Source organism: Peribacillus sp. TH27, assembly GCF_016650915.1.
Taxonomy (GTDB): domain Bacteria; phylum Bacillota; class Bacilli; order Bacillales; family DSM-1321; genus Peribacillus; species Peribacillus butanolivorans.
The window spans coordinates 1,626,136-1,643,492 of record NZ_JAEKEV010000002.1; the positions used below are offsets into that span (position 1 = coordinate 1,626,136).

The window sequence follows — 17,357 nt, forward strand, 5'->3', positions numbered from 1 at the left end:
TGTCCGTCCTTTCTTCCTATCCACTATATTTCACTTGTAAATCCCTACTCCCTCCCAGGCCAACCTTATCATTCTGTTAGGATCTTTTTCAATATAATCCTTTTTATCAAAAATCATAGTGTAGTGGTTGTTTTCATCATATTTCGGCCAGATTTCCCCTTCTGCGGGATTTGGGTTTCCATATTTCGCAAAGTTAACCCAATGACCTTGAATCCTTTGGGAAACCTTAAGCGCTGCTGTCTTGGATCCATAAGAAGTAATCCGTTTGCCCAATGCCGAGTCGAATGTCTGGAAGGCAAATAGAATTTCCATTCCATGGGTCGCCCCTAATTTGCTTAAACGCAGTGCCGGCGTTTTATAATCAAAACGATACATCCACGTTTTTTCAAAACGACTGTACGCCTCCGCATACCAAACGGAAGGAATATGGAAAGTCGCATCGCGGCCAATGCCAAGCGCCGCTTCCTTTTTAGGGAAGTTCATATAAGCATTCGTAATTCGCTCTTTCGCCTCTGGATCAGTATTTTCGAACATTTTATGAATCATCTCTTCATTAGTTGGGATTAAAGGGGGATCCATTTGTTCAAATAATGTCGCTTCGTCTCTATTTGTTCCTATAAGCAAGGGTATCCCCTTGGCTTTTCCGGACCGAATCGAATCTAGTGGATAATCAGGCAGGAAGTCACCATCAACGACAGGTCCAAAAGATAGGGAACCAGGCATAGCTTGTGAGTTTTCCTGTAAGAGTTGGTAAGAGGCGGCGACAATTTCTTGAACTGGAAGTGTTTTTAATCGATGGATTTCATTCTTGCCAATTCCCAAGATATCCAGGAATTTTTCACTGAATTGTCGTGCAAATGCTTTTCCGTAAACAGATGTTGGAGCAGAACTTTCTGCAATAGCCTGTTTAAAAAGACCTCTCGCTGAAGGTACAGTAAGTAAGGTTGTTACGGCATTTCCTCCAGCTGATTCGCCAAATATCGTAACATTCTCAGGGTCGCCGCCAAAGGCTTCAATATTCTCTTTCACCCATTTCAAAGAAGCCACTTGATCACGTAAGCCTAAGTTGGTTTCAAATGTTTCTCCATCATCTGTCAACTCAGTAAAATCCAAATATCCAAGTGCACCTAACCTATAGTTGATGCTTACTACGACTACGTCTCCATTCTTAGCCAACAAATGTCCATTGTACATATCAATAGATCCAGCTCCCGTTATATATGCCCCACCAGGAATCCATACCATGACCGGGCGCTTCTTATCATCAGCTCTTGGTGACCAAATATTCAGGAACAAGCAATCCTCATCCATTTTTTCATTGCCAGCCATTCCTGTTCTTACAGCCCGATCCATCGGCTGTGGAGGAACAGCACCAAAATCCACTGCATCCAAGACACCGCTCCATTTTTCAACTGGCTCCGGCGAGTGGAAACGCAAAGCATCAATTGGCGCTTTCGCATACCTGACTCCACGCCAAACGCATACATCGTTTTCCATAGTACCTTGAAGATGTCCTTTTGCCGTCGTTACGATTGATCCAATCATACACTCTCACCTCTTCTTATATTTATAGATACTTAAGTTCTTCTTTTTCCATTCCCTTATATCCTTCATCTTTATCGAAAAAAGATTTATAAGGCTATTTCAACCAAAAATAATTCAAATAAATGTTCTACTCATAGTCAACTTCATATTCCGGTGTTCCAATCATCCTTAAGGATTAGAAACGCAATTGTGTGGACATTCCTATTAGTGGGCATACGACCACGAATATTACTCCAGCCAAAATTATTAGTGGACAACCACTGTTCATGGATAAGACTTTTAACCAAATATTATAAACAAGTTAAATCAGTTATCCACTCATATAACGATAGATGAAAATGGACAAATCTATTCAAAATGATGATTCCCCTGATGTGAAATTTATTAAATCAAAACAAAAAAAGACCAATTCAGGTCTTTTTTGTTGATCGAGGCAAAATATTTAGGTGAGCATAGTAATGATGCTTAATAAAGACCCTCCTCGAACGGACAGCTGTTTTGCAGCAAATTTTAATTGCTGATCATCGAGCTGATCCAATAGCGGTTTTAATTCAAGCAGTTCTTTTTCCAGTTCTTTGATATCTGATGATATCTTGTCCACTTTCACGAGCACCTGCCCAGAAACCACAGTGGTTTTTGACCAGACATGTAACCGTTCCTTAATTTCAGTCAATGGCATATTTTGTTCTTTGTACCGATTAATCATTTGAAGACGATTGAGAGCATCTTCTGTATAATATCGATATCTTGACCCATTTTTTTCATAGTTCAGCATTCCTAATTGTGTGTAATAGTCGATGGTTCTCTTCGAAACATTCGCAAGTTCAGCAAGCTGGCCAATCCGATATATATTCACCCAGATAGTCACCTTCTTTTAAAATCTACTGTTAACGTTACTATAACATAACAATCCAAAAAGGTGACTTCGAGGATGAAACTATTAGACTACTTTATCCGAATTAACATACAACTGCTTCTTGGCAAAATAAAGGGCATCTTCCTTCGATTTAAAAAAATGTTGTTTTTCTATTTTATGGTATAATCCAGTGCTGATCAGCAATTCCTTTGGTTGCTGCTGAATTCCAGAAATGATTAATCTCCCCTTATATTTTCCTAAACGATTAACAATAGCCAGAAGTGCAGCCTCTGCAGACGTATCCATATATGTTACCCTCCGCATACTTAATACCAAAACTTTCGTTTTATTATCCAAGTTTGCTAAAATGGATGACTCCAGGACATCAATCGAACCAAAGAATAATGGCCCCTCCAAAATATACACATTGATCTTTGAATCCAAATTATCGCTTGGAACAATTTCATGATGAACTTCATGATTTCTTTCTCTAATTTTTAATGTGTGGCTCATTTTTTTAATAAAGGTGGCAAATGCAATCAATAAGCCAATTCCGACTCCCATGATTAAATCAGTGAAAACAGTAACAAGAAAGGTAACTAGCAAAACGACCGAATCTGCTGTTTTCGTTTTTAAAACATGAGCGAATTCCTTTCTTTCACTCATATTCCATGCAACAAACATCAAAATGGGTGCCATGCTTGCCAAAGGTATATGCGCTGCATATGGAGAAAGTACAAGCAAAACCAACAAAACGACAATTCCGTGAATGATTCCGGACATTGGAGAGACTGCACCACTTTTGATATTGGTAGCCGTCCTGGCAATAGCACCTGTAGCCGGTATCCCCCCAAAGAATGGAGTAGCAATGTTTGCAATCCCTTGTCCAACCAATTCCTTATTACTATCATGTTTGGAACCGCCCATATTATCTGCCACGGTAGCGGATAACAAAGACTCAACGCCTCCTAATAAGGCAATCGTAAAAGCAACGGGAAGAAGTGTGATAATGATTTCCATTGAAAGCTCTGGCACTTTAAATTCAGGAAATCCTCTTGGAATCGCTCCATACGTAGAACCGATTGTAGCAACCTTATTGGGAAATAAATAGTAGGCTGCTATTGTGGAAATGAGTAGACCCAGTAGCGGTCCTGGCACTCGTGGCAGAATCCTCGGTGAAAGCAAGATAACGATAAAACATATAGCCGCAACACTCACACTATAAACATTAATCGTATCTGCTTTAACCACCAGTTCCCTCATGTTGTCCATAAACGTTTCATGTTTTTCCACCCTCATACCGAAGAAGCTGGCGATCTGCCCAGAAAAGATAATTATCGCAATTCCTGTTGTAAACCCAATGATGACAGGGCGGGGAATGAACTTCATCAAATTACCTAATTTAAGAAGTCCCATCACAACTAGTATCAATCCAGCTAAAAATCCCGCAATTAGCAGACTATCATATCCATATTGCATAACAATACCAAATAACAAAGGCACAAAAGCTCCAGTCGGTCCACCAATTTGATACTTGGATCCTCCCAAAATGGAAATGAGGATTCCAGCGATGATCGTAGTATATAACCCGTATATTGGCTCAACTCCTGACGCAATTGCAAAAGCTAATCCCAAAGGAATGGCAACAATACCTACAACCAATCCTGCCGTAACGTCTTTTTGAAAACCTCTCATGTTATATCCTTGGAATCTCGTATCTTTTATCATTCTCTTCATTTTCACATCCTTAGTTGTTTTTAAGATTGAACTCTACAATTATCGGAATATATTCTTGCTTTTTAGAGGAGTTACTCGTTCAAATACGTATAATTGTATACGCTAAGTAAATATATAGAGGGAACGTAACTTCTTCCAACGGACATATTTTCTGTTTACAACAAACATGCGAGGGGCAAATAAAACCGAAGAAATAATCGTCATCTGTATTCTCCTTTGTAAAGTTATTTGACATGGTTATCAACTACGGTTCAACATTATACAGTAAAACGTAGAACTGTACATTACTAGCAAAGTTAACATTTGTTTACATATTTTTACGTTTATATTACAAACTGGGACGATACGTCCAGACTAGTTATTTTGAAGCCGGAAGTAATGACTACTATGCAGGGAATTGGAATGTTCGACTAATTGCCTATTCTTCGGCATATATTAAATTGATTTATCCAATAGAGAGATATTTTCCGTTTGAACGGAATAAGTCTGATTATCTGTAACTCTAGGGATACTGATTGTTGGGTTAATTCACAAAATGAGCTACGGATGCCCGTATCATTTGTTTAGGCAAGTTCAAATGTAGCCGAAATACTATTTTAATTGCCTTCCTCAACATATATCTTATTGGAATGCTCATTTTCCAGGAAAAGGAATCTGAACATTCCAATCCATTGAGACCATCTATGCATAAGTTGCCCATACAAAAACCCGTCCTCAATAAAGAGAGGACGGGTTTAAGGTATTATATATTTCTAATGCTTTTTACACTTACTCTACTACCGGAAGCCAACCTTTTATATTAATCAACTTCTCCCAAAGTGGATCTGGAATGACAAGTTCATCCTGATCTTTCTTGGAAAGAGTCGTACGTATTTCAATTTCTTTTCCTGCCCTGATTTTTTCAATCCAATGCGGTTCCATAAGCAGTTCTCGACCGAGGGCGATAAATGGCACGCCGGTTTCCATAGCTTCTGCTACTTCCTCCGGTGTGTGCAGAGAGCCTACACCGACTATCGGGATACGATTACCAACCTTTTCATGAATTTTAACGATTCGGGATTTTGTCCTATCACTCTCACGGAATGAACCATTCCAGAAATGACCTACCGATATATGCAGATAATCTAAGTTTTGATTAGCTAGTCTATCGACGAACTGGAGCGTGTCATTCAAAGTGATTCCAGGATTGCTGCCTTCTTCAGGAGAAATGCGGTAGCCGATAATAAATGGCTTTTTCGCATGCTCAGCCACTGTTTTTTCCACTTCGTTTACAAGGGTAAGCGGAAAAATCAATCGTTTTCCTAGAGTTCCTCCCCATTTATCTGTACGACGGTTCGAGTGTGGTGAAAAGAATTGTTGAAGCAAATACGTATTGGCCCCATGAATTTCTACGCCATCAAATCCTGCTTCGATGGCTCTTCTAGTCGCTTCTCCAAATGCCATAATAACGTCCTGAATTTCGTTTTCCGACATTTCCCGTGGTACCGGTGCATCTTGTTTGGAAGCAATCGCACTCGCGGAAACAGGTTGGTTATCAGGTACTAATTCGGGTGGACTTTGCCGACCACCATGATATATTTGTAAAATTGCTTTTGACCCTTTAGCTTGAATCGTCTCAGCCAATTTTCTCAAAGAAGGGATAAATAAATCGTCATCTACACTAAATTGACCTGGAAACCCTTTTCCTCCAGCTATTACATAAGCACAAGCCGTAATCACCGCACCAACACCTGCCGAGCGTTCCGCATAATAAGCCAGTTCATCTTCGGTTATAAAGCCATGATCATCCGAAGAATAAGTTGTCATCGGAGCCATCATGATACGGTTTTTCACTTCTACCCCTGAAGAAAATTTATATGGTTGAAAGATCTTTTCGTATTTTTGATTCATACCATTCTCCCCTTTTTTTCTTAATGGTGGTGATGCCCGTGAGGTTCTTTCGAAGGATTAGTAATTTCAAAACCTTCTTCCGGAACGTAAAAATATTTAATCCATACCCCATCAAGAAATTCCTCACGTGAATCAAGCAAAATATCTATATCTTTATCTGTTTTGACAATTTCATCATGTTCTGTCGGCGTATCAAGTTTCATCTCATAGTGAGCATGATCACCATGCATATGCGTGATATATACTCGAATCATTTTGCCTTCGGCTTCTTCACTGCTCAACATATTTTGTAAAACTTTTGCTGCATTACGGTTAATTTTGCATTTCATATCCATTCCTCCAACATAAATATTATCTATGTACTAAAATTCTACCCAATTAAAGGATATCTGTAACATCCATTTATACTCTTCTTCCAAGACCGTGTCTATTTAAATGCTTATCAACGGTCAGCAGGAAAAACGATGCCAATTTGCTTTCTTGCTTCATCCATGATTTCTATAGTCAATAGTGAATTCGCGAATGAATTTTTATCCGATTCTATTTTACCCTGATGAATCAATTCAACAAACTCTTTAACTTCATAATACATGGAAGGCATGTCCTGCTTAACCGAAATACTTTCCCTAGAACCATCCCGATAATGGATATCCACTGCTTCGGGTCCGGAAATCTTATTAATGAGAATGCTGCCATGTTCGCCTTGTATTTCGGATGGCTGGTTGGATTCCGTAATTTTCGAATACATTACGACCGCTTCCATTTCGTCATAGGAAAGTAATATGGTTCCCTGTCCATCTGCCCCTGATTCAAGCAATGTTCCTGTTGCCTGAATCTTATTTGGTTTACCGAACAGTACAACAAGTGGGTAAATGACGTAAATCCCTAAATCCATTAATGCGCCGCTTGAAAATTCCGGATTGAACGCATTCAAAACTGTGCCCTTTTTATACGCGTCATAGCGTGATGAATATTGACAATAGCTTCCTGAAAATCGCCGTATGGTACCTATTTTACTAATATTTTTCTCGATACTTTCAAAGTTAGGCATTACTGTTGATTTCATTGCTTCCATTAATAGCACTTCATTTTTTTGGGCAGCGTCAATCATCTTCTTAACTTCCATTGCATTCGAAGCTAATGGTTTTTCACATAACACATGCTTTTTATTATCTAAAAATAACACTGCCTGCTGTGATGAGAGTTAGGACTTGCAATATATACAGCATCAATCTCATCGCTTGCGGCCATTTCCTCTAAATTTGTAAATATCGTAGAAACTCCATATTTTCCGGCAAATTCCTTAGCCTTCTCTTCTGTACGTGAATAAACAGCGGTTAAAGAAAACTCCTCCACAAGCTTTGCTGCCTCTAAAAATCGCTCAGTGATCCAGTTTGTTCCTATTACTCCTAAACGTATCAACATCATATCCCCTTTCAAGCTAACTTATTATGTCCTCAATATACAGACAATTCACTAAAAAACAAAGGAAAATGACGACCAACGACGGTTTAAATTGGATTTTTCAGGTAATTTTCCTTTATAATCTTTCTATATTACTACTGCCATGATGTTTCTACATACTACCTATTCGGGAAAGAAAACTAAAAAGGAGCGTGTGAAGTTTATGACAGATTTAATGAAAAATAAAGTCGCAATAATTACGGGTGGCGGATCAGGAATTGGCCGTGGAGCTGCACTAAAGCTAGCTGAAAACGGTGCAAATATTGTCTTTTTTGATCGGACAGTTGAAAATGCCGAAAAGGTGAAGGAAGAAGTAGAATCCCTTGGTAGAGAGGCTTTAATCGTCAAAACCGATGTTTCTAAAGCCGATCAAGTTGAAAAGGCATACCAGGTAGCCTTTGACCATTTCGGGAAAATTGATTTCGTATTCGCCAACGCAGGCATCAACGGTGTGATAGCCCCCATCGAAGACATAAAGCCAGAGGACTGGGATCAAACACATACCATCAACCTAAAGGGTACCTTCCTCACTGTCAAATACGCCATTCCATATATGAAGGAAACAGGTGGCAGCATCGTCATCAATAGCTCCATCAATGGAAACCGATTTTTCAAGAATTTTGGTTTTTCCGCCTACAGCTCATCAAAAGCTGGTCAAGTTGCTTTCGGTAAAATGGCGGCACTCGAATTGGCAAAATATAAAATCCGAGTCAACATCATTTGTCCCGGCTCCATCGATACGAACATTCACGACAACACTTTCCCAGAAGATGAAAACTTAAAAAAAATCAGAATCCCAATTGAATACCCGGAAGGTTCACAGCCCCTTGCAAAAAAAGCCGGCACTACCGAGCAAGCAGGGGACCTTGTCTTGTTCCTAGCTTCAGCTATGTCCTCCCATGTAACAGGCACGGAAGTTTATATTGACGGAGCGGAATCACTGTTATAAGAATTGAAAAAAGCAGCCCTGATTTTTATCAGGAGTACTTTCTAAACAAGGTAAAAAGCTGAAACCCTATAAAAGGGATTCAGCTTTTTATTTTTATTTTTATGCTAATCCCTTTAACCCACGGCGGGCAAGAACTAGATAAGCCAACATGGCGATGGCATGACAACTTACCATCACAATACCCATCGGAAGGGGTGAATCACCTGAACCTAGACCCACTAGGGGAGCCATTAGTGACCCTAATATAAAAGGGAGCAGTCCAATTAAGGCCGAGGCACTGCCTGCTGTTTTTTTCTGATTCTGCATCGATAAAGAAAAACTTGTTGTACCGACAATTCCAACGCTAGAAACGGAGAAGAATAAAGCTATCAAGATTCCTGCTAACCCAATTTCGAGAAGGATAGATGAAAGAAGTAGGATCCCTCCAAATAATGCAAGACATAATCCTATTTGAAGGAGTTTTTCCTCTTTTACCTTACCTGCCAGCCTTCCAGTCACTTGAGAGGCAATAATGATACCCATTCCGTTTGTTGCAAAAATAAGACTGAACGTTTGGGGAGAGACACCAAAGATATTTTGGAGAACAAAAGGCGAACCGGAAATGTACGCAAACATTGCGGCACTTACGAATCCTTGTGAAAAAGCATAGCCCATAAATACACGGTCTTTTAATAAATTCCCAAAAGTTCGGAGTGTATCGGTTACCCCTCCCGCACTTCTATGATTAGGAGATAATGTTTCCTTTACACCGAAAAATGCTGCGGCAACCATAAGCACACTTAATACACAAATGACTATGAAAACTCCCCGCCAAGATGTGAACTGTAACAGCTGACCTCCAAAAACTGGAGCCAAAATCGGCGCAGCTCCATTTACCAGCATTAACATGGAGAAGAATTTTGTCAAATCCGTTCCTGAAAAAAGGTCACGAACAATGGCCCTGGAAATGACAATTCCTCCTGCTCCTGCGATACCTTGAATAAAACGTAATAATAAAAGCAATTCAATGGATGGAGCAAAAGCACATAACAGAGATGAAACGCAATAAATAGATAGTGAAATGATTAACGGTACCCGTCTTCCTTTTGCATCACTTAGTGGTCCTAGATAAATCTGCCCTAACGCCAATCCTAATAAACAGGCTGTCAAACTAAGCTGGGCTAAAGACGTACTGCTGTTTAGATCTTCAGCAAGCGTAGGCAGACCTGGTAAATACATATCAAGTGACAATGGTCCAATCGCTGCAAAGGAACCAAGCATAAGAGCCATCAACAGCCTTTTGGATTTAGTCATTTCGTTACCTGATGAAATTGTTTCTTTCAATTCAATCATTACTACCCCTATCCCTTTTAACAAGTTGTTTTTACTAAAAAATACGTGATCTTCTTTATTTTACAAAAAATCCAGTCAATTTACGATAAGTATGCTTTCCTTAAGTTAAAGATAATCCGAGTAATTCTATTTAGCACTCTTTTAAAATGATAAAGAGGGGATTCAAATTGCTTTGCACCATATTAACCTGTACACAGCAGTCTATCAATATTAAGGTGTATGACGAGAAGTCATCTAAAGTTTATGAGAAAGAAGGAGAACTAACCTTATCCACCACAAATAATGAATTAAAAATCACACGTGATTTTAGTAGAGGGATAGAAATTGACGGTTTAGAGACAGGAGGACTTTAATAAAAAAGGCATTATGGTTGATATTTCACTCTCAAAAAAGGACCCCATTTTTTTTGGAGTCCTTTTTTCACATGTCATTTTCATAATACTACTAAATTACGAGGAGTATCACCTGCTAAGCCATCCATCAAGTTTTGTGCAGCAAGGCTTGCCATTTTCAATCTTGTCGCAATGCTGGCACTCCCGATATGCGGTAACGTAACCACATTTGGCAATGTTAGCAGCGGATGATCCAATGAAACTGGTTCTTCTTCAAATACATCTAATCCTGCCGCCCAAATTACTCGGTTTTTCAACGCCTGATATAACGCCTTTTCATCAACAATCCCACCTCTTGCCGTATTTATGAGTACAGCCGTCTCTTTCATTAAATCCAGCTGATCTGCGCCAATCATATAAGTGGTTTCCGGAGTAAGCGGTAACATTACACAGACAAAATCCGAAACTTGGAGCAATTTTTCAAGGGGCTGATATTCAATTCCTAATTCTTTTTCCTGTTCATATTTACGGTTTCGATTAAAATAAACTAGATCCATATCAAAGCCCTTAGCTCTTTTAGCCAGTGCCTCACCAATCCTCCCTAACCCGATGATTCCCATCGTTGCACCGTGTACATCCTGCCCGGTCAGCTGCATAGGTGACCACGTTTCCCATTGTCCACTCTTTAAATAATCTTCTGCTTCTATCAGCCTTCTTGCCGTTGCAAGCAGCAAGCCAAAGGTTAAATCGGCTGTTGTTTCCGTTAAAACCCCCGGCGTGTTCGTGACCATGATGCCTCTTTTTATTGCACTATGTATATCAATATTGTTATAACCAACCGCCATATTGGCAATGATTTTTAGATTAACCGCCTTTTCAATCAGCGCCTCATCTATTTGTTCCGTCAACAAACAAAGCAGCCCATCAATTTCTTCTATTTCTTTTTCAAGCACATCTCTAGGAACCGGTATATCCTCTTGTTCCCACATCGTGACACGATAATTCCCTCTCAGCCTATTAACTATTTGTTCTGGCAATTTCCTTGTAATATAAATCTTAGGTTTCAAACTAGTCCCTCCTATACACTTTCTATTTTCTATAGAACGCTTTCTCTCAACATACATTACATCTTCAGTTTTAGTTATAAAATATACATGAATATGAAACCTCAACAGCCAAAATTAATTATAAGAATATTGGCTCAATTATTGAGATGCTTATTCAATTTTAAAATAAACAAGATAAATAAACCATCCATTACCAGTTATTTTCTCTATTAAAATCTTTTTCATTTAGAAGTTTCCGCTTGACAGTTTCATTTCATTCATCTCATCATAGATTAATAACCCTTTATATATACTTGCTCATTATTAGTAATATCACTATTTAGTTAATCTCAATTTGGGAGGATAGGCGACGTTCATGAAAACTAATACATTACTTGAAATTTATCCAATTATGGCTCCAAGTGCTTTATCATTGAAAAGCATAAACTTTTACTTAGTAAAACAGGATGAATCTTTAACATTAGTAGATGCTGGTATGAATGACGATGTTTGCTGGAATGCATTACAGAATACATTAAAGGAAAATGGTTTTACCATTAAGGATATTACAGAAATTTTGTTAACCCATCACCATGGAGACCATGTAGGTTTGGTTAACCGGATTACTGCACTCCACCCGATTCCTGTTTATGCCCATTCTAAATCCGTTCCTCGTTTAAAACGGGATCCTGACTTCTTAAGTATGAGAATTGAATTTTATAAACAGCTTTACCTTCAAATGGGCTGTGGTGAACTAGGTGATAAACAAGTCGCCTATTTATTCAATGCCGTTGATAATAATAAAGATCAAAGACTGAATTGTGACATCATTGAAATCACGGAAAAAAAATGGCTGAACTTTGAAGTAATCGAATTTCCCGGACATGCCCCGGATCAAATAGCCTTCCTTGACCAAAAAGAGAAACGGCTGCTTGCTGGTGATTTATTGATTGAACATATTTCAAGTAACGCCTTGATTGAACCTGATGAAAACGGCAATAGAATGCTGACGCTTGTGGATCATATCGATTCATTAAAGCGGTGTTTATCATTACAGATTAATCTCATTTTACCAGGACATGGTAATATCATCGAACACCCCGGTTCTTTAATTGAAAAAAGACTCAACAGTATTGAGTCAAAATCACAAAAAATCTTGGCTTTAATAGAATCCGGAATTTCGACGGGTAATGAACTGGCGAAAACCTTTTACAAAGAAAAATATGTAAAAGAGTTCCCGCTTGTCATGTCAGAAATTATTGGTCATTTAGATTACTTAGAATATCAGGAAAAGATCAACAAGGAAATTATCAAAAATGTGGTTCATTATTACGTTAAGTAAATATCAAAAAGGCTGAAATCCACAAAGATTTCAGCCTTTTTATCTTCCCAATTAAGCTTATACACACAAAACAATCTGTCTGGAAAAAATGCCTTTCTTGGCCACACATCGATCTGCAATTTCAAACCCGGCTTCTTCAATCATGTGATCCATCGTATCAATGGTTACGACAACCACCTTGTCAGCAAAGCTTTTGGCATGTTTAAGGATTGAGAGTTGATCTTCCGGAGTCGCATGTGTATATAGATTGTAAGGCATATCAATAATCGCTACATCATAATTTTTCGTAACATCTGAGATTGGACCGGTTGTTACATCACCTTCGAGTCCGAAATAAGCAATATTCTCTCTCGATCCATCTGTCACAAGAGGATTGATATCGCGACCATCAATATCTATGCCCATTGATAGGGCTTCCACTAACACTGTCCCAATGCCGCAGCATGGATCAATGGCTTTCACTCCATCTGGATGTGGAACCGCAATGTTAGCAATGGCTCTGGCTACTCTTGTGCTAAGTGCTGTTGAATACTCACGAGGCTTTTTCATATGATGTAACCAAACAGCTTCCGGTTTAACATATTTCCCGAAATACCAACGACCACCAAGTGGCACAATACCAAAGACCTGATCAGGATTACGTACATCGGCATTTCCCTGAATGTGCCAGCCAATTTCCCGTTCAATTTCACGTTGTCCATCATAATCTATTTTTGCTTCTTTATCCAAATCATTAATTTTAACAAATAACACTTTAAATGTTGAATGTGGTAAGTGAATATTTTTTACCTGCTCAACAATTTCGGATATGCTTTCCCCTTCGTACATCACCTCGACCCGTCCTTTAATAAACGGACTTCTGCTCGGTTCAATTTCAATATTACTTTTCAAAATATTAACTGATGTTTCTAAACCGAAGAACGAGCGCATCTCCATATTACATAAAGAGCGTTCATCTGGGCTGCACGTAAAGGTATATATATATGCCGGCAAACGGCTATGATTATTCAATGTATTCCCATCCTTCATAATACTTTAGATTATATCTTTCTATCAAACATAGCTTTAAAAGATTAGAAAAGCAAATAGAATCATGACGAAAAACAGCAGGAACGCTTTTCTTTCAGCGTACCTGCCGTTTTTAATAAAATTTAACCATTTACCTTCCTCCATCTAAAGCTAAAAAATATACGCAATATCTTACAACTTCGATTGGAAAAACAAGTGAATGTTAAACAAGTAATTAATCTAATGTATGCATTTGACTATTTATATAATTTGCCCGTGACTCTATGAAATTGAGGATGAAATCAGGTTCTTTATCGAAAATTTCAATATTATCCCTAATATATGGATCTTTCGGAACATACGGTCTGATTTGGTTATACATATCCTGAATAATAGGTTCCATATATCTTACGTTAAACTGATTGTTCATAATCTCTTTTAAAAGACGTTGATATTTTTGACGAAATGTATCTATATCCAGAATTCTTGCAGTCAATGTATTAAAACCTTTAATACCAACATAGTCCTCCTCCATCACCTTTCCATTTACATCTCTCCCCCATGTCGCATCATAATCCCACGGGATGATTTCAAATAGTCCAGTGTCTCCATTTCGGTACAAAGCATAATTGTGAACAAATCCATCAAAGTTTTGTGTGAAAATGACACCAGCCAGCCACCGCAGATACTTTTCCACATCTACATATTTTACAATTTCCTTTTCAAAATCCACTCTTGGAATTGTATTAATATTGATAATTAATTCTTGTAAATATAATTCATCCTGAGCTGTCCCACATTTTTTTTGATAGCCCAATTCTAAAGATTGTTTAATTCCTTTGTCTAAATCACTCATTAACGAGAAATTAGCATCTCCATCAACTGCATAAAAAATAGATCCTTTAGGCAAGTTTCCATTCTTCAAATAATGTTCATCTACTGATTCTAATTCTAGGTATATCCCCTCGTCCTTCCCATTCAAATTCAGGAAAACAAATTGGGATCTTGGTGATAAAGTTCCTATATCTGCAAAAAAATCTAATGATAATTTATTTCTTAGTAAAGATTTATCCTTATATTCAGCGTTTAAATGCACTTCTTTGGCATTTCGATAAGTATTTGGCTTGTAAAAGATTACATTATAGGACTTCTTCCGAAAATCTCGGATATGGGAGCCACGGTAAACGATATCAATATCGAGTTTTTTTCTGTTTATTGTTAACTTTGCACATACCGGATCATTGCACCAAATGTCTCTACGAAGTTCCATTAAATTTACAGGTGGAATAAAAAGCTGATATATAGGTATTTCCTTGTCAGCATTCATATAACCCTTCCCTTTCATTTTCATTTTAATTTATGAAAGAAAGCGAAGGATGCCACAAAAATAACTAATTTTTTTAAAAAGGTTTTGTGATAATCAATAGCACATTACGTACAAGCAACATAGTTTATTATGGAAAAGGAGGATAAATATATGTCAAATATTTCTCGTGATATACAAAATGCGGTGGATAGGGCTAATTCTTTTGGGTTAAGCGACTTCATGTATCAGGACCCTCGTTCAAGAGCCCGTTCTACGAGGAAAAAGAATAGAAAAAGGCGGAGTACTCGTCGTTCACCACGGCGCACCAGCAGAAATCGGGCCACGTGTAGCATTCAACGACGTACCAGCAGGAACCGCTCTACTTGTAGCACTCAACGACGCACCAGCAGGAACCGGTTTACTTGCAGGTCTCTCCGACGCACCAGCAGGAACCGTTCTACTTGCAGGTCTCATCGACGCTCTTGCTGGAGAAGGAGATGTACTTGCAGGACTCAACTAGGCTCTTGCTGGAGAAGGAGATCTACCTGCAGGACTGAACGACGTACTAGCAGAAATCGGCGTTCTTGCGGAAATCGACGTTCTTCCAACAATCGGCGATGCCATAGAAGGCCTTCCATTTGCTTCCGAAATAATTGTAGATGGAACTTTTAATTGTATGAATGTTTTGAGGAGAAATCTTTAGAAGAGGCAACTTCAGAACGTTGAAAATATTTTTAAAGAGGTGATACTTTTTTATCACCTCTATTATTATGAAAAAATATAACTAGCTTTTTTTAAACTACTAAAGAATCTGTCAAATCTCATGAACGATCACCCAATGTAGAAATCAGAATTACTACCATATGCATTAACGGCAATTCAACACATGCCCAATTAGGGGGGCATGGACCACCTTCATTATTTTTGCACAATGAAAGTGCGTACCTTGCAATGCAGTCAAAAAAAGGATCCTACCGGCTTTAAGACCGGCACGATCCATTTTAATTCTTATTTAACGGAGACCAATTCGAACTGTGCATATACATCCTTCAGCCCTGCTTGAATCGCTTGACCTGCCTTACCACGATAATACATTTGCACACGATCAATCAATTCTTCGATACCATCTTTAAGACAATAACCGCGAAGTAGTTGACGAATGTATTCCCTGCCATGTTCTGTAGCAAGGGTACAGGATGCATCAACGATAACACCATATTTAAAGTCCAATTCTACAGTGATTGTGATGGAATCATATACATTCCTCGCTGCCATACCTTGTGGAAGTTTTGCATGTCCTGCAATAAAATATGTGTTCATCATCTGATCTCCTCTGTCTGTAATTAATGTACGGAAACCTGCTCGAAGGGCCATGCAGGCAATTGCTTACGTAGTTCTTTATCTTGTCTGAAGCCCAGAGCGTATTCCCCCTGCATTACAGTATGAATTTCACGCGTTCCTTCGTAAATGACTGGAGCTTTTGAATTCCGTAGGAAACGTTCCACCGGATATTCATCCGAGTAGCCATAGGCACCATGGATTTGAACCGCATCATTCGCTGCTTCGTTCGCTGCATTACATGAAACCCACTTAGCAAGTGATGTTTCCTTGGTATTACGTTTGCCTTGGTTTTTTAATGTTCCAGCTTTAAAGACCAGCAATCTGGAAATCTCTAGATTCGCGCTCATCTTAGCAATCATCTGTTGAACAAGCTGATGCCTACCAATCTCTTTTCCAAATGTACTGCGCTCATGGCAATACTTTAAGCTTGCTTCTAGACTTGCCTCGATTAACCCTACAGCACCTGCAGCTACTGTAAAACGACCGCTGTCCAATGCTGACATGGAAATTTTGAAGCCCTCTCCCTCTTCACCAAGTCTATTCGCAATTGGAACCTTTACATCCGTTAAAAAGACTTCGCCTGTATTTCCTGCGCGAATTCCTAATTTTCCTTTAATGGCTTTGGATTCCACTCCCTCAAAAGTACGTTCTACAATAAAAGCAGTAATCCCTTTGGAGCCAAGATCATGATCCGTCTTAGCAAAAATGAGGAAATGATCCGCATAATCGCAGAGAGAAATCCAAGTTTTTGATCCATTCAAAATGTAATAATCCCCATCACGCTTAGCCGTTGATTTCATTGCTGCTACGTCAGACCCTGCATTCGGTTCAGTCAGTCCGAAAGCGCCAATCTTAGTTCCTTTTGCTTGCGGTACTAAATATTTTTGTTTTTGTTCTTCAGTTCCCCATTGCAATAAAGTCATGCTATTCAACCCTGTATGTACTGAAACTGCAGTGCGGTAAGCCGTATCACCACGCTCTAACTCTTCACAAACGATAGCGAGGGTATTATAATCCATTCCGACTCCACCATACTCTTCAGGGATACAAACACCCATCAGCTGCAATTCTGCCAATCTCTTTAGAATATGAGGTTGAAACTGTCCTTGTCGATCCCACTCTTGAATGTATGGGATAATTTCCTTATCCACAAATTTCCTTACCACTTTTTTCACACTTTGCTGCTCTTCTGTTAATTCGAAATTCATC

At 38.8% G+C, this 17,357-nt stretch carries 15 protein-coding genes and 2 pseudogenes; 4 read left to right on the forward strand and 13 right to left on the reverse strand.

What is annotated here, in order from left to right:
* Nucleotides 1-30: 30 nt before the first annotated feature.
* From JFU24_RS09225 to JFU24_RS09250, 6 genes and pseudogenes are all read right to left on the reverse strand, one after another.
* On the reverse strand, nucleotides 31-1,545 hold the full coding sequence (locus tag JFU24_RS09225) for a carboxylesterase/lipase family protein (RefSeq protein WP_201221624.1): 1,515 nt from the start codon (nucleotides 1,543-1,545) through the stop codon (nucleotides 31-33).
* 442 nt (nucleotides 1,546-1,987) lie between these two features.
* Complete coding sequence (locus JFU24_RS09230; protein ID WP_309558773.1) at nucleotides 1,988-2,401, reverse strand: MerR family transcriptional regulator; 414 nt, start codon at nucleotides 2,399-2,401, stop codon at nucleotides 1,988-1,990.
* An 84-nt stretch (nucleotides 2,402-2,485) separates the two neighbouring features.
* Nucleotides 2,486-4,129 (reverse strand): SulP family inorganic anion transporter, encoded by a 1,644-nt coding sequence (locus tag JFU24_RS09235; RefSeq protein ID WP_201250900.1) that lies wholly within the window; start codon nucleotides 4,127-4,129, stop codon nucleotides 2,486-2,488.
* Nucleotides 4,130-4,906: 777 nt separating this feature from the next.
* Nucleotides 4,907-6,028: an NADH-dependent flavin oxidoreductase gene (locus tag JFU24_RS09240; protein WP_201221625.1), complete on the reverse strand. Its 1,122-nt coding sequence runs from the start codon at nucleotides 6,026-6,028 to the stop codon at nucleotides 4,907-4,909.
* A 20-nt stretch (nucleotides 6,029-6,048) separates the two neighbouring features.
* Nucleotides 6,049-6,357, reverse strand: a complete 309-nt coding sequence (locus JFU24_RS09245) for a heme biosynthesis protein HemY (RefSeq protein ID WP_053345048.1) — start codon at nucleotides 6,355-6,357, stop codon at nucleotides 6,049-6,051.
* Nucleotides 6,358-6,470: 113 nt separating this feature from the next.
* Nucleotides 6,471-7,450: pseudogene (locus JFU24_RS09250) on the reverse strand (Gfo/Idh/MocA family protein).
* Between the two features lie 205 nt (nucleotides 7,451-7,655).
* Between JFU24_RS09250 and JFU24_RS09255 the strand changes: the two are divergent.
* The gene (locus JFU24_RS09255; RefSeq protein WP_201183405.1) at nucleotides 7,656-8,441 is read left to right on the forward strand and encodes an SDR family oxidoreductase; all 786 of its coding nucleotides are present in this window, start codon (nucleotides 7,656-7,658) and stop codon (nucleotides 8,439-8,441) included.
* Between the two features lie 99 nt (nucleotides 8,442-8,540).
* Here JFU24_RS09255 and JFU24_RS09260 read toward each other — a convergent pair whose 3' ends face one another.
* On the reverse strand, nucleotides 8,541-9,773 hold the full coding sequence (locus JFU24_RS09260) for a multidrug effflux MFS transporter (RefSeq protein ID WP_201181763.1): 1,233 nt from the start codon (nucleotides 9,771-9,773) through the stop codon (nucleotides 8,541-8,543).
* Nucleotides 9,774-9,940: 167 nt separating this feature from the next.
* On the opposite strand from JFU24_RS09260, the gene JFU24_RS09265 reads away from it, so the two are divergent.
* Nucleotides 9,941-10,126, forward strand: coding sequence for a hypothetical protein (locus JFU24_RS09265; protein WP_201221629.1), 186 nt, complete (start codon nucleotides 9,941-9,943; stop codon nucleotides 10,124-10,126).
* A gap of 80 nt (nucleotides 10,127-10,206) precedes the next feature.
* Here the strand turns inward: JFU24_RS09265 and JFU24_RS09270 are convergent, their stop codons facing one another.
* Nucleotides 10,207-11,172, reverse strand: a complete 966-nt coding sequence (locus tag JFU24_RS09270; RefSeq protein ID WP_201249874.1) for a 2-hydroxyacid dehydrogenase — start codon at nucleotides 11,170-11,172, stop codon at nucleotides 10,207-10,209.
* Between the two features lie 355 nt (nucleotides 11,173-11,527).
* On the opposite strand from JFU24_RS09270, the gene JFU24_RS09275 reads away from it, so the two are divergent.
* Nucleotides 11,528-12,493 (forward strand): MBL fold metallo-hydrolase, encoded by a 966-nt coding sequence (locus JFU24_RS09275; RefSeq protein WP_201249875.1) that lies wholly within the window; start codon nucleotides 11,528-11,530, stop codon nucleotides 12,491-12,493.
* 57 nt (nucleotides 12,494-12,550) lie between these two features.
* Here the strand turns inward: JFU24_RS09275 and JFU24_RS09280 are convergent, their stop codons facing one another.
* Nucleotides 12,551-13,504 (reverse strand): TRM11 family SAM-dependent methyltransferase, encoded by a 954-nt coding sequence (locus tag JFU24_RS09280; protein WP_201221635.1) that lies wholly within the window; start codon nucleotides 13,502-13,504, stop codon nucleotides 12,551-12,553.
* A gap of 232 nt (nucleotides 13,505-13,736) precedes the next feature.
* On the reverse strand, nucleotides 13,737-14,828 hold the full coding sequence (locus JFU24_RS09285) for a CotH kinase family protein (protein ID WP_201249876.1): 1,092 nt from the start codon (nucleotides 14,826-14,828) through the stop codon (nucleotides 13,737-13,739).
* Between the two features lie 150 nt (nucleotides 14,829-14,978).
* Between JFU24_RS09285 and JFU24_RS31290 the strand changes: the two are divergent.
* Nucleotides 14,979-15,056 (forward strand): annotated as a pseudogene (locus JFU24_RS31290) (CotG/ExsB N-terminal domain-containing protein); the annotation flags it as partial.
* Nucleotides 15,057-15,119: 63 nt separating this feature from the next.
* Here the strand turns inward: JFU24_RS31290 and JFU24_RS09290 are convergent.
* The 3 genes from JFU24_RS09290 to JFU24_RS09300 form a co-directional block, all read right to left on the reverse strand.
* Nucleotides 15,120-15,323 (reverse strand): hypothetical protein, encoded by a 204-nt coding sequence (locus JFU24_RS09290; protein WP_201181775.1) that lies wholly within the window; start codon nucleotides 15,321-15,323, stop codon nucleotides 15,120-15,122.
* A gap of 492 nt (nucleotides 15,324-15,815) precedes the next feature.
* The gene (locus JFU24_RS09295) at nucleotides 15,816-16,127 is read right to left on the reverse strand and encodes a DUF3870 domain-containing protein (protein WP_053345038.1); all 312 of its coding nucleotides are present in this window, start codon (nucleotides 16,125-16,127) and stop codon (nucleotides 15,816-15,818) included.
* A gap of 23 nt (nucleotides 16,128-16,150) precedes the next feature.
* Nucleotides 16,151-17,356, reverse strand: a complete 1,206-nt coding sequence (locus JFU24_RS09300) for an acyl-CoA dehydrogenase family protein (protein WP_201183407.1) — start codon at nucleotides 17,354-17,356, stop codon at nucleotides 16,151-16,153.
* Nucleotide 17,357 lies beyond the last annotated feature (1 nt).